Here is a 13,269-nt window from a genome sequence, read left to right on the forward strand (position 1 = left end):
TGAACACGCTTTATCAAACGACAGTAAATTATGAACATTCCATTTTTATCATCATCAAATAAACCGTGCACTGAAAAGTTCCCCATCACACTGTTTCTTAAGGCTATATTAAAAGATGTAAGATATACTCAAAACATTATCCCATAAATAAACTAAAAGCAGATCATACATATCAAAAAAATCCAACCATATTGCAAAATTTATCCGTCGTACACTTTGCCATATATATCCAAACAAAAGTTAAAGGACAGCATCCTGCTGGATCTGTCCTGATTATATAAAGCGTCAGCTAAACTTGGCAGCTTCGTTTCATTCCCTCCATGAACCTCTCGGTAATCTGCTGCGGTCTCGTGATCGCTCCCCCAACAACCACCGCATATGCACCAATTTGTAAGCATCGTCTTGCCATTTCCGGTGTAAGTATATTCCCTTCAGCAATGACAGGGATACTGACATTTTCAATTATCCTGCTTAGAAATTCAAAATCGTCAGCATGAAGTTTCTTGCTGCTTGTTTCTTCTGTGTAGCCATACAAAGTGGTGGACACACAATCAAAACCAAGCTGTTCTGCTTGTTTAGCATCTTCCAAAGCTGCTGCATCCGCCATCAATTGTATAGAAGGATTCTTTTCTCGAACATATTGCACTAATTGCGCTAACCCGATGTTTTCAGGTCTTTTTCTCCTTGTAGCATCCAAGGCAATCATCTCGCAGCCGCTTTCAAGCAGCTCATCAATCTCTTTATAAGTAGGGGTAATATAAACCGTCGAATCATCATAATCACGTTTGATTATTCCAACTACTGGAAGATCCACTTCTTTTTTTATTGCAATGATATCTTCTTTGGAATTTGCCCGTATACCTTTGGCTCCCCCTTGCTTTGCAGCTAATGCCATTTTGGACATGATAAATGAACTATGCAGTGGTTCGTCCGGCAAGGCTTGGCAGGATACAATCAAATTACCTTTAACTTCGTTTAACATTCCGGCTTTCCTCCTGATGGATTGAATGTATAGAGCCTTATTAGCAAGAACTGTTGTCGCACTCTCCAACGTACGTGTAAAAACTGGAAAATTAAGACTGCCATTAAATTGACGACACTTGGCATATCTAATTTAACAAAACATATGATATGCAGTCAGAACGATTTATCCGGTATCTTGATAGGAAGAACAGTCTTCACGGTTTTAGAGGGAGTTAGGACAGAAGAAGAAACTAGTATACATGGCTCATCCCTTCTTCATTCCATACTATGATCTTCATAAGTAACCGATATCCGCTGCTCCTTCATTTCTGCCACTTGCTCATTGAATGTAGTTACAGCTTTGTTTATCTTCCTGGTAACATCTTCGCATAGTCCTTCATCATGATTCATCCGATTTGCCGTTTCCTTCTTCATGGCATCAATGATTTTTCCTTTTTGATCCCCACCAATGATTATCTTATTTACATAAGAATAGAATTCTTCATCATTCAGTCTAATTCCATCAATCGGAGTGTTCAAAGTCTTTTTCTTATCGGAGTAATCCTTGTTAGGGATTAGCTGTTCCGTAGCTTGGAATGTGCGTTGCTGTCCCATTTAGAACCTCCTTGAAAAATCGAATAGCCTGGATACATTGTCCTCTTCGTCAAATAAATCCTCGATGGCCTTACGGTACTTCTCGATATACAGCTTGCCGCTTTCCACTGATTTTTTTAGTTCATGGATTTCCTCATCAAAGTCACTATTCTCCAAAGGGCAGAAGACTTCATGTACTTTGATGGACTTCATTTCCTTATTGAATGCGGGTAAGTGTCCATGCTTGGCTAATAAGTCACGGTAACTACTTGGACTGGATTCCATACGATTGATCTCGTCCTGGACTTTTCGCTTTTCATCCTTATAACTTTCATCCAATTCCTCTTTTACCGCTTGCTCGAAATTCCGAATCTTGGTTTCTTTTTCTTCTAGGATGGGGAGGGTCTCTCTATACATGCGGAGTGCTGCGGAGATGTTCACTTTGATAGGATCGCCCTTGGTTGCTGTGTAGACCATATCTGTACCGAAATAGCTTTTATTCCCTTTCGACATGGCAGCAAGCAGTTCCGGAATGCTATGGCTGGCTACTATTTTATTTAGACTTTCAAAAAAACCACTATCTTTCATACGCTCTATAGATGATGTTAACGAAGACTTTATCCATACCAGACTTCCGCCAAATGCAACGATAGAGATATCTTGCAAAAATTGGACACCAGACAAACTGGAATTAGCATTCAATCCGTCCTCTATCGTTGAAAGGTGAGACTCTATCAGTTCCAGTTCTTCAATCATCGTGTCTTTTTCTTTTAGGGATATATAACCCGCTTCTTGTAACCGTCCGAAAATCAAGTCCTTGTTATCCAAAACGACTCTAACTTTATCCAGTAAGGGCGGAACGCTTTTATTTAGAGCCTTCACCGTTTCATCAAATTCTCCTTGATTAAACGTGTACCAACTCAAGAAGCTCCCGAGGCTGTTTACATCTTTTAGATAATCCATATTCACCCCAAAGAGCTGATTAGCGACCTCTTTTGTGCCACCCGCATTATCTGCTTTTGCATAAATTAAAGCCAAGTCCTGTACATCTTTTATAACTTCAGGAGGAATGTCTTTTGCTAACTCGCCAATACCTGGAACCGATGGATTTGTATCATACACCTCCACTTCACCTATCTCTACGATTCCGGGAACATAAGTAGTTAAGCCATTTAAAGGGTCGTCTGAAGAGATGATTTGATGGATATCATCTGATTTATCTTTGTAATAGTTCTTAGTGAACTCTTCAATTTCATCTGCTGGAACAGTATCACGCAATTCATCTTTTAATCTCACATCGAATTCATCACTTATCGCCTTTTGAAACTCCCTGTCTAATTCAAACAATTCATACGCATTTACTTGCGCTCCATTCATGCCATAGACTTCATCGAACGTATCAGATCCAAGAAAAGAAGTTGCGTTATTATGGTGTCCTAATGAATGCCCCCATGAGATGACCTTTGTGTCTTTATCAACTCCTAAATGTTGCTTTGCTTCAGTTACAAATGTATCTGTGGAAGCGGGTTGTACTGTAGATTCACCTGCGAATACACCTTTGGCATTAAAAGACCAATCTGGACCATTTGTTGAGCCTTGTGAGATAACGTACAGTTCTTCTTGTTTGCCATCATCGACATATATAGCCGTTCCATCATATCCAGAGGATGCAAGTAGCTTATTATTGGAGTCAGATGTGTGGAATATCTTGATATCTGCATCTAATAACGAGCCCGTTTCTTCCAAATAAATCTGTTTTATTTTGGACTCCATTTCCGCAGCATCCATATTCTTATATTCTTCATTGGTCAGTCTCATTGATATCGACTTATAATCGAGTATGTTTTCAGCCATTGGACTCACTTACCTTTATTATCCAGGAATTTTATGGATTTAAATACCTCTATTACTTTTTCCCGTTCTTTATCTTGTAAAGAAGCACATTCATCTTTGTCGATATCTTTTCTACAAATAATATTCGTAAATATCTGTGCTTGCTGGTCATTGTCATTCCAAATAAGTGCAGCTAGTGTCAAGGTAGAATCATCCGGTTTCATTTCTGCCACTTCAATGTACTGATTCTCATAATCCGCTTCTAGTTTTTCAAAATTCAATTCCTGCCCGGCTCTTCTATTCATATAATCCTTACTCCATTCAATGTCAGATACAGGACTAATATAGTGAATGGTGAACTCATCCATCGCTGCTATATCATTGTCTTCATAATGGAATATGAGGGATTCATATAGTTCGTCCGGCTGTGCGTTACTGGTATCATCAACAACCATATCTTCAGGGAAGTGAAGAGTGAATCCATTCGTCTTAGAGATTAATGGGTAATAACCGTCTTTAACTTGTTCAGTAGACTGCATATATTCTCTTGTATATTCATCTTGAAATGCCGGTACATCTGGTAAATCATTCGGATCCATCTCAGAAGGGGAGAGGGACTCTTTGCCATTACTCATATTGCATCCTCCTATAATCAGCGTTGTTAGCAAAAGAAAGATTACAAATTTAAATTTCACGCAGCGATACCTCCATAAGGTTTGGATTATTGCTGTAGTCCATAAAAATTATACAAAACACATCCAATCATTCCCAACAATTGTATGGACTTTTCTAAAAAAGGTTCTTTAGTCTTGGGAGCATGTACCTTTATGAGATTTCAAAAATAAATCACTGACAACAACACTAATATCCCTCTTCCTCCTCGCTTAATGAAACAATCTTCCTATTAAGGCACTCCTCCAACCCCGAATTCCACCGTTCTAGTTAAGATAAAGATTTCCCATCGAACCCCAATTTTCACACTTTTTCTTTTCAAAATCGGCTGTTTTTCGCCCGCTTTTCTACAACGTTTTTCCCCTTTTTCCTCAGTTAAAATATAAAGACCTCCGATAAAAGAAGGAAGATAATATCGAGAAAATCTAGTAAGGACAAGGGCTGCACACGAAAAAGACCTGGAAATCGGAATTGTTTATTTTACCGAAATCCAGATCTTATTAGAAAAAGTTCATTTTTATTGGAAGAGTTTATTTTAGTAGACATAAGAGGATGAAGATATTAGATGGAAGAATAGGATCTCACACAACATATTAGTTCAGTAGTATTCTATATTGTAAAGTATTCAACTGACACGCCCCCTATAACAGAGGGTGCCACTTCATGCTAACTTCATGTTCTTTTAAATAGTAAAGCTATATAACCAATTATAGAAGCACCTACAAATACAACATTATAGCTTGATAGATCAGCGATGACTCCCGAGAAAATTGATCCTATCGCTTGACCAAGTGCCAGTATTAAAAAGGGGATGCCTAGTCCAAATGATGGGCTGAACTTAAATACCGAAATCCCCCATACTATTAAAACGCCGGTCATAAAAATATATGAGCTACCAAAAAGGACTGGTGATAGAAACCCTATCATAATGTCATCTGTAAATGTCCCTAATAGCAAAGACGAGGTTGAAAGTGCCACTACTGAAATCCTGTATGCAGGCATTAAACCAAACTTATTGATAAATGCTCCTGCAGTTCCTCCTAATAATCCTGCAATTCCAATAAGCACCCATAGCCACTCTCCGAGGTAAACAGGAACACTCTCATTCTGTAACATAAAATCTCTTGAAAATGTCCAATAGGCCGAACAGGAGATTCCCAACAATAGAGAAGACAGAATTAATGGTATGGATCTTCTCCACTCTTCTTTTGAGAAACCTGCTTTTACGTTTTCTTTTAAAGTTTGATTTTTAGGCAGCACTTTGTAATTAGCGAATAATACTACCATTGCAATGACCATAAATATCAAATACGTTTCTCTCCAATTATCTGTCATTATAATTGCAATAGCCCCAGTTAAAGCTGTCCCGATACTCGTGCCAGAATTTATCCATGAGTTCGTCTGATTCTGTAATTTTATTTCTACGTTTTTATCAATAATATCAGCGTATGGTGGTGAGGAGAAACCTGTACTAAGCCCAGCCAGCAATATGCCTAACCCTAATACCCCAGGATTACCCGATACAGCTATAATTCCCAAACCAATAATGGAGGAGAATCCTGCAAGGACAAGAATGGATTTCGGTGCTATTCTGTTCGAAAATACCATTGCCAAAACGATTGCAATGCAGTATGCGATATACGACAAAGACGAAATGACACCGCTAGTTGATGGAGCCATTTCCATCGTTTCATTAATATATGGGAGCATCAGCCCATAACTGAATCGAGATAAACCATATGTCACAGCAATCATGGGTAATCCAACTACAATCAATTTCTTGTCAAACATATCTATCACCCCTCATTTTATATATAACGTTCATTATAATAAATGAATGAAAAAAATAGGAAACAATGTACTACATTTGTCTTCCTATTCAAATTCATTTATCAGAAACCTGTATACCTTTTATTAAACGATCTGCTGCTTCTTTTATTTCATCTAATTCCTGTATTTGGGTCATGGATGTTAAACCCTCTAAAATAATCATGATCTGAATACCCAAGGATTTTGGAACATCAAATACTTTCATATCATTTTCGATTTTATTAACAAGTGTTTTTTTATGCTCTCTGCTTAAAGAAGCAATTTCCTCGTTTACACCTTCATATTCCTGTTTTGCCCTTAAAAACAAACAACCATTTGTACCTTCTGCTTCTAACCAGTTTAGATGAGCTTGAATCAAGGACTCTATGTAAGTATGAATACCATCACCTTTGTTAATCTTATCTTCAACTAATTCAAAATACTGATGTTCTCTTCGGGCTAAAACTTCTTTAATCAATTCTTCCTTTGATTCGAAATGATAATACATAGTCATCGGTGCGACTCCAGCTTGATCCAATATTGATTTAACACCAATTGCATGAAAACCATTCTGATAAAATAACTTTTCTGCCGTATTCAATATAGCTTCTTTTTTCTGTGACTTTCTCATATGACACCTCTTTTATATTGAACGTTCATTATAAAATTATCATACAGTTTCTCTTATCGCAAGAAACTGCAGCGAAAAAGACCTGGAAATCGGAATTGTTTATCTTACCGAAATCCAGGTCTTTTTAGGAAAAGTTTATTATCACTGAGAAATGTTTATTTTAGTTAGACACCTTCTGTCCAACAATAATAAACATTTCCTAAATAAGACCCCTCCAACCCGTATTCCACCGTTCAAGTTAAAATAAAGATTTCCTACCGAACCCCATTTTCACACTTTTTCTGTTCAAAATTGGCCGTTTTTCACCCGCTTTTCCACCTGTTTTTTCACCTTTTTTCCTCAGTAAAATAAAGTTCTCCGATAAAAGAAGGAAGAGAAAATCGAGAAAAGACAGTAAGGTCAAGGGATAGTAGAAAAAAGACCCGGAAATCGGAATTGTTTATTTTACCGAAATCGAGGTCTTATTAGGAAAAGTTTATTTTTACTGAGAAATGTTCTTTTTAGTTAGACATAGTAGAATGAAGATGAAGATAAAGTAACATAAAAGAGAGACTATCATAAATTCTCTTCTTTTATTCAGAATTGACAGTGGAAGAGAAAGGATTAAGCAAATCACTTTATCCTGAAAAATTCTCATTAAATCGCCTCTCATAATCTTCCATATCATTTTGAATAAATTCTAACCTTCTGCGACTATAATTAAGGGATAAACCAAAATCATATTGATTATTTTGATAATTATTTGGAAGTATCAAATGGATTAAATCCTCAAAATAATGAAAAAACAGCTGGTCGAATTCAATTAATTTTTCTTTCCATTGATCCAAATCAAAGACTTCTCTTGTAATCATTTGAGGCGTATATTCTAAACTACCATTAACATATCCCATCATCATGCTATTATATTGCTCACCTAAATTTTTGGTGTATAAGCTACCTCTATGTTTTACATAATTATATAATTTTCTCACCTCTAAAGTTAGGGGATCGTTATTAAAGGCAAGTAGATGTTGCCTGAAATCTTCCCTGCCTCTTAATCCGACCACTTCAAGTAGGCTTGTAAAAGTACATAACCCAGAGTATTTTTGATAGTATTTAGACTTCTCCATAAATAGAAATGAGTTATCCCCTAAATAAAACCAGATAACTTGCCAAGATAAATCGATGGCGTAGTTGTAAAAAGATAAAGCACTTTTAAGAAATTTAGATCTTATGTATCTTAGGTGTGTGTCATCATTTTGAGATATTAATTGACCAAAATCTTCACAATCGAAATCTGAAAGATAAGACCTTCCATTACTAAAGGCATAATAGACATCGCCAATTTTATGTGCTGCGTAAATAATATTAGGTTCAAAATTTATATAATGTACATCCCAAGGCTCTAAATCGAACCAATGATCCACACTGAAATCACTGTATAATTCTTGTATGGTAGCCAACTGATCACCCGCTTAATTTAATAGAATCACAGTATAATATTACCATATTAAAATAAGAAATAACGTCTTTAATTTACCACATTTCTTATTCAAGTAACGGAGCTCATTCGGCCACATTATTAATGATGATCATAATTCTTCAGTGAAAAATAAGAGGAAGTAGACTTTTGTGCTATCATTTTATTCTAATAATTTATCTAATGATTTATCAATTCTCTTTGCTTCTTCATTCGCTTCTTTAACTGCTTCATATACTCTGCTTACATATTCCACTCTTGAGAGCATTATATCTAAAGAATGATATGGATGAATAGGAGTTATTTTGTGTAGTCTTTCTATCTCTTCTAAATATGAGATAATATTTCTTGTGATTCTAAAGAAACTGGCATTGACCATAGAGGCTGAACTTAAAAGATTACGACTGCTCCGTACATAATAATAATAATCTTCTAGTTTATCATCGGGTATCTTAAAGTCACTTTGTTCTCCATTTGGATCATCATAATAGTAATCACCGTACATTCTCTCGAACTTCTCAATTTCGTTAATTACTTCTCCTGCATATTTTCTTTTTATAGGAAATGTATCTAAAACTCTATTTCTTTGTTCATTTTTAATTGTAAGATATCCCCCCCTAAAGTAAGTAACCCTGATACAATATAGCACTTCTCTTTTTGTTTCATTCTTTGCTTTCTCTAAAGTGGAATACTCAGACTCTATTCTCCTTATGTCTTCGTATTTTGCTATTCTATGAGGATTCCCGGACCTAATAGCATCTATCATTGGCTGTAGCAACCTGAATCTTTCCTTTGCCACTTTCCGTACTAATCCAATAGAAATCTCCTCTTTACAACTCCCTATAGCAATCTGCTGTGTATAGACAAACAGTTTTACTACCAGATCAGATATGCCCTGCGTCTCTTCATAAAATACCTCTGCAAATTCATTACGATACGGAATAACTTTCTCAGTCCATTGATATTTCCATAAAGATTCAAGCAAGTAGATAAATTCGTCTCCGTATTCCATATTGTTATATATGATTTCTGCATTTCCCGTTAAACATCGTGTCATTCTTAATTCTTTACCAAACAAATCATATGCCCCGGGAGTCCCTATAAGACACAGATTAATCCCTGAATTAATCAGATGTACAAAGAAATTCATGATTTGCTCCGCCCCACGTTTCTTTATATTCTGTGTTTCATCAATGATTAACAGTCCAAGTCCTATATTGTGGGCTACCTGACCAATTAAGGGCAGCATATGATCTACAGACATATTCCTGGAGACATATTTCTTATAGTTATTAGTTCCCAATAACTCATCTATTTTCATAAAGAATTGTAAGCATAAAGCCGATAATTTATATGCTTTTTTCATTTATCTCCTCTAAGTTTTTTATTTATATTAAATACATTAAAACGATTACTCTGTCTATTTAAGAAGAGAAGTGCCCCCGAGACCTATGCAACCTCATACAAAACACCATTTCCATTCATAATGTTTTGAATAATAATTATGCTTGTACATCTATTCTAAGAAGGAGATGATATAATCACGAACCTCTTTATTGATAAAGAATATAACTAATGTAATAACTCTATTCTTTCTCTAAATCATAGAAGTTAAATATGCAAATCAAAAGAAGTATACAATCAACTTGCTTTCCATCATAATGGAGATATTTAGAACTTCATCATAAGAAAGGTAGAAGAGCGTCCCTCTTCTACCTTTTTGATCAACTTTTGATAATGTTATTTTTCAATCATCTTAAGATTTTCCTCAACTGGCAGAACCAACTCATAAATCTTTTTTAAATCCTGAATCTTACTAAGTATGAATTGAGCTGCCTCATTATTACTTAATGGTTCATTTCCACAAAGAGGAATTTTATTATATATTTTTCGAACACCAAACTGTATACCTTTTCCCGAAACTTCAGTGTTAATAGTTATATTCGATGGGTTATACAATAATGTACTTAGTATACTCTTCACCTGTTGGTTATTTGAATTTAGAAGTAAGTTTAATAACTGGTTATCTGTCAAGAATTCGATATTACAGTTGTTAACTTCATTAAAAAATATTTTGACAGCCTCAGCTAATATTCTATCCGCAGCTAATAATTCGGGAGATAGGAATAATTTATGATCTTCATAAATAAGTTTTAATAAATACATACCTGTATTAAAATCGGTCTCTACACCTTCAGCACTACATTTTATATTTTTTAATACTTTTGCAGGTAAGTGATCGATATTACCATTCATATAAGTATCTCTTAAAAAACTATCTAAATGATCTAAACCGATGATATTTGTGGTTCCAGTAATTTGATTCTCCGTATTTAAAAAATCAATTACTTCCTTAGAAGTGAGGCCTATCTTATTCAAAATTCTCTCTATTTTAATATCTTTGATGTATTCTTCTGTCAATAAATGATGATCAAAACCTAGTGTTTTCTCAACTGCATGTGAAAAAGGCAAATGTCCAATATCATGTAAAATAGCTGAAGCCCTGACAAGATGGTTATCGGGGAAAAAAATCGATGCTAATTTCCAAACTCCTATAGTATGTTCAAAGCGTGAATGTACGACAGGTGAAACGAACGAACCCGCTCCAAAGTGTGCTAAATACTTTAGTCTTCTAAGGTATCTTGTATTGAACAAATCCTCTTCCCATGGCAAAGTCTTAACGTCAGGATATAATGGTTCCTTTACAAAAATTGCTTTCATTAAGATTCACATCCTTTATTATCCAATTGATCTTGTTGTATTTGCTTTAATCATTTGCCTACTAGGTATTATTAATGATATGAAAAATAAAGCTATAAAAGGTAGTAATCCTAGTATCAAACCACTTCTTCTAACTACTGTCAAATCGCCTTCTTGTGCAAATCCTGCACCAAATGCAAGGCTTCCATACATACCAATAGATAGAAAATTACCAATTAAGAAGGTACAAATAGAAGCAATTAAAAATGAATAAGCTCTTATACTACTTGAGGCAGAACGATCATGTTCTTCCATAACATCTGTCCAAATAAGCCCCCACTTTTCTATTCTTGGATATAAAATTTTCAAGAGAATTGGACCAAGGATAGCTGAGGGAACGAGAGAGTAGAACTGAGATGTAATTGAATAAGATTTTTATTCTGAGATAGGAACATCTATTCTCTCCCTTGATACACATACACCATTCTTTACAATATACACCTCTGCAAAGTGCTCACCTTTAAATTCAGTTTTTTCCTTATGCTGCAAAGTACCTTTTTGAATTTGACCACGAACTTCATCTCTTCTTTTAGCAACAATTCCTTTGTTCTTAATCTTCCAATAAACTTCATACGGCTTTGGAGCGGTAGTATTAGCCGAAAACTCTAGCTTCTTTTTAGGCTTCAATCTGTCTCCCTTCCTTAATAATTTACTTAATAGAGTAGCTCTCCATCCATCCTGAGTCACTGTACAATCTAGTTCTACCTCATATTCTAAGTTTACAGGAAACATGTATTCAATGAATTCTTCTGTCTCCCTATAATTATATTCAGTTTCACTTTCAGCGTATGAAGCAAAGGATTTCTTTGTACTTTCCTGTACTGCTTCTTGCTCCCAAAAATCATGGTTAAAGAAACCTTTCCAAGCTTCCATAGCTTGCTCTTCTGAACAATTAGTATCAAACAATACATCCAATTTTGCTAATTGTGCATTTAATCTACTTTATAAGTTATTTATTTTTATATCGTCACCTTGAACAAGCTTCAATGTTTGAGTTGGGTCAATAGGATTGTAGACTTCTTTATTCCAAGATAGCCTATTTTTTATTGCTTTTAATGTATGATAGAATCGCTCGTCAATACGAGTATATTCTTGGTAATTTTCATTCGCTAGTACACTTTGTACTAGACCCCCTGGCATTGTCCAGCCTTCTCTTGACTTTGAGAACATCTTCATTAACCGAACCAGTTCTCGCAAGTAGTAGTCTTTACTCTTATTTTCTTGGTTAAACCAAGAAGTAATACCCTTGGGGTCTCTGCTTCTCCATTGGCTCCCACAATGTTCGTAATGGTAATTATCATAAGTATCCTTGAATCTTCGATATATAGCAAAATCAATATGATAGCCATCTTCATACTCAATTCTCACACAGTTGGTTTTCGCACACGGGGGGACCTTAAATCTTGTACACTTCCTTCTAAGAGCTTCCACAACAATATTCTTTACAGATGTTGTTCCTTCTGGAATTTTATCCTTCTCAAATACAATAGCAACATCTATGTCATAGTCATTATACTCATTTTTTATAACCGTAGACATAGCAACGCTACCTTGAACAATAGATTCAGCTATTTTATAGTTTGTTCCCTTTTCTTCATTGTATTCCTTTAAACCTTCTCTTAATCGTTTAAGATTGAGATCTTTTTTTCAAATAACTTGCCTTTCTCTCTTTTGGGAAGAACAACATGCTTCTTATAAAAAGCGTGAAATGTAGAACTCAAATCATACATGTTATAACCTGCTCTCCATTAATTTAATTTCTCCATCTTTTTCATGTTTGGCAATCTTTAGCGCCCATGGATACTTTATCGTGGATGACCCGTGATAATTATAAATCCAGAATTCCTTACTTGAGTCCATTCTTGCAGAAATTGAACTTCCAAAGCTAAATGCTATAGAAGGCTGGGCTGATAGGAATACATGGACCTTTTTTAACTTCTGATATTTGTGATGTATTTCAGTAAGTAATTCTCTAAACTGATTTTTATAGGTATTGATTTGTTTAACAGATGTCATGACATCTGTTCGAGGAGAATCTAGTTTAAAATAATATGAATTTAATCCCTCAAGTCCATGCCCTTCAAGTTGCTCATCAAAAATCTCAAAGGTAATACCGACCTTTATTACTATTTCTTCCACTTTATCAATACTTTGCTTTAAATCGTATCTATACAAGTTCAGTGATGGAAAAGAAATATTCTTTTGAGTTAAAGGGACCCAATATTTCTCGGTTCGATTCCACTCTAAAAATTTCACATTAGTCTTATCCGATATCTGATAACCTAATAAAAATTGGTAAGGAATATGGGCCATAGCCATATATACTATTTCTTTTGTGGCGGGATCATTAATATGTACAAGCAAATCTTTCATCGCTTGCTCTTGTTTTATCCAAGCCATTTTCAAGTTCATCTCACTAACTTCACTCAAGTCACGATAAAGATTTATGTTAATCGGAGTAATATCATAATCATCAAAATCCGCACGAACACTTGAATAATTTACCCCCTCTATAGAGGAATGACAAATTTGAACCATTTTTTTGTTC

General features: G+C 35.1%; 13 protein-coding genes. All 13 read right to left on the minus strand.

The window, feature by feature from the left end:
- Positions 1-289: 289 nt before the first annotated feature.
- Positions 290-982, minus strand: a complete 693-nt coding sequence (locus tag CHH53_RS04810) for an N-acetylmannosamine-6-phosphate 2-epimerase (RefSeq protein WP_095214991.1) — start codon at positions 980-982, stop codon at positions 290-292.
- Positions 983-1,239: 257 nt separating this feature from the next.
- Positions 1,240-1,578: a hypothetical protein gene (locus tag CHH53_RS04815; RefSeq protein ID WP_095214992.1), complete on the minus strand. Its 339-nt coding sequence runs from the start codon at positions 1,576-1,578 to the stop codon at positions 1,240-1,242.
- Entirely contained in the window at positions 1,579-3,411 is a 1,833-nt protein-coding gene (locus tag CHH53_RS04820) for a DUF6792 domain-containing protein (protein WP_095214993.1), read from the minus strand.
- A gap of 5 nt (positions 3,412-3,416) precedes the next feature.
- On the minus strand, positions 3,417-4,025 hold the full coding sequence (locus tag CHH53_RS04825) for a hypothetical protein (protein ID WP_095214994.1): 609 nt from the start codon (positions 4,023-4,025) through the stop codon (positions 3,417-3,419).
- A 709-nt stretch (positions 4,026-4,734) separates the two neighbouring features.
- Positions 4,735-5,853, minus strand: a complete 1,119-nt coding sequence (locus CHH53_RS04830; RefSeq protein WP_095214995.1) for an MFS transporter — start codon at positions 5,851-5,853, stop codon at positions 4,735-4,737.
- A 94-nt stretch (positions 5,854-5,947) separates the two neighbouring features.
- Positions 5,948-6,502 carry a TetR/AcrR family transcriptional regulator gene (locus CHH53_RS04835; protein ID WP_095214996.1) on the minus strand — a complete coding sequence of 185 codons (555 nt, stop codon included), beginning with the start codon at positions 6,500-6,502 and terminating at the stop codon, positions 5,948-5,950.
- A 617-nt stretch (positions 6,503-7,119) separates the two neighbouring features.
- Positions 7,120-7,944 (minus strand): hypothetical protein, encoded by an 825-nt coding sequence (locus CHH53_RS04840; protein ID WP_095214997.1) that lies wholly within the window; start codon positions 7,942-7,944, stop codon positions 7,120-7,122.
- Between the two features lie 180 nt (positions 7,945-8,124).
- Positions 8,125-9,327, minus strand: a complete 1,203-nt coding sequence (locus CHH53_RS04845) for an AAA family ATPase (protein ID WP_095214998.1) — start codon at positions 9,325-9,327, stop codon at positions 8,125-8,127.
- 374 nt (positions 9,328-9,701) lie between these two features.
- Positions 9,702-10,682: an HD domain-containing protein gene (locus CHH53_RS04850; RefSeq protein ID WP_095214999.1), complete on the minus strand. Its 981-nt coding sequence runs from the start codon at positions 10,680-10,682 to the stop codon at positions 9,702-9,704.
- An 18-nt stretch (positions 10,683-10,700) separates the two neighbouring features.
- Complete coding sequence (locus tag CHH53_RS17120) at positions 10,701-10,976, minus strand: hypothetical protein (RefSeq protein WP_143594466.1); 276 nt, start codon at positions 10,974-10,976, stop codon at positions 10,701-10,703.
- A gap of 120 nt (positions 10,977-11,096) precedes the next feature.
- Complete coding sequence (locus CHH53_RS17615; protein ID WP_233134855.1) at positions 11,097-11,594, minus strand: nucleotide-binding domain-containing protein; 498 nt, start codon at positions 11,592-11,594, stop codon at positions 11,097-11,099.
- A gap of 69 nt (positions 11,595-11,663) precedes the next feature.
- Positions 11,664-12,260 (minus strand): cyclic GMP-AMP synthase DncV-like nucleotidyltransferase, encoded by a 597-nt coding sequence (locus CHH53_RS17620; protein WP_233134857.1) that lies wholly within the window; start codon positions 12,258-12,260, stop codon positions 11,664-11,666.
- Between the two features lie 192 nt (positions 12,261-12,452).
- Entirely contained in the window at positions 12,453-13,259 is an 807-nt protein-coding gene (locus tag CHH53_RS04860) for an SAVED domain-containing protein (RefSeq protein ID WP_095215000.1), read from the minus strand.
- Positions 13,260-13,269: the final 10 nt, after the last annotated feature.

The sequence above is a fragment of the Terribacillus sp. 7520-G genome, from assembly GCF_002271665.1.
GTDB lineage: Bacteria > Bacillota > Bacilli > Bacillales > Amphibacillaceae > Terribacillus.

What these genes read in the sequence shown, in the direction of transcription:
- CHH53_RS04810 (WP_095214991.1), bottom strand. Translation starts at nt 982, where the DNA reads ATGTTAAACGAAGTTAAAGGTAATTTGATTGTATCCTGCCAAGCCTTG.
- CHH53_RS04815 (WP_095214992.1), bottom strand. Translation starts at nt 1,578, where the DNA reads ATGGGACAGCAACGCACATTCCAAGCTACGGAACAGCTAATCCCTAAC.
- CHH53_RS04820 (WP_095214993.1), bottom strand. Translation starts at nt 3,411, where the DNA reads ATGGCTGAAAACATACTCGATTATAAGTCGATATCAATGAGACTGACC.
- CHH53_RS04825 (WP_095214994.1), bottom strand. Translation starts at nt 4,025, where the DNA reads ATGAGTAATGGCAAAGAGTCCCTCTCCCCTTCTGAGATGGATCCGAAT.
- CHH53_RS04830 (WP_095214995.1), bottom strand. Translation starts at nt 5,853, where the DNA reads ATGTTTGACAAGAAATTGATTGTAGTTGGATTACCCATGATTGCTGTG.
- CHH53_RS04835 (WP_095214996.1), bottom strand. Translation starts at nt 6,502, where the DNA reads ATGAGAAAGTCACAGAAAAAAGAAGCTATATTGAATACGGCAGAAAAG.
- CHH53_RS04845 (WP_095214998.1), bottom strand. Translation starts at nt 9,327, where the DNA reads ATGAAAAAAGCATATAAATTATCGGCTTTATGCTTACAATTCTTTATG.
- CHH53_RS04850 (WP_095214999.1), bottom strand. Translation starts at nt 10,682, where the DNA reads ATGAAAGCAATTTTTGTAAAGGAACCATTATATCCTGACGTTAAGACT.
- CHH53_RS17120 (WP_143594466.1), bottom strand. Translation starts at nt 10,976, where the DNA reads ATGGAAGAACATGATCGTTCTGCCTCAAGTAGTATAAGAGCTTATTCA.
- CHH53_RS17615 (WP_233134855.1), bottom strand. Translation starts at nt 11,594, where the DNA reads ATGGAAGCTTGGAAAGGTTTCTTTAACCATGATTTTTGGGAGCAAGAA.
- CHH53_RS17620 (WP_233134857.1), bottom strand. Translation starts at nt 12,260, where the DNA reads ATGTCTACGGTTATAAAAAATGAGTATAATGACTATGACATAGATGTT.
- CHH53_RS04860 (WP_095215000.1), bottom strand. Translation starts at nt 13,259, where the DNA reads ATGGTTCAAATTTGTCATTCCTCTATAGAGGGGGTAAATTATTCAAGT.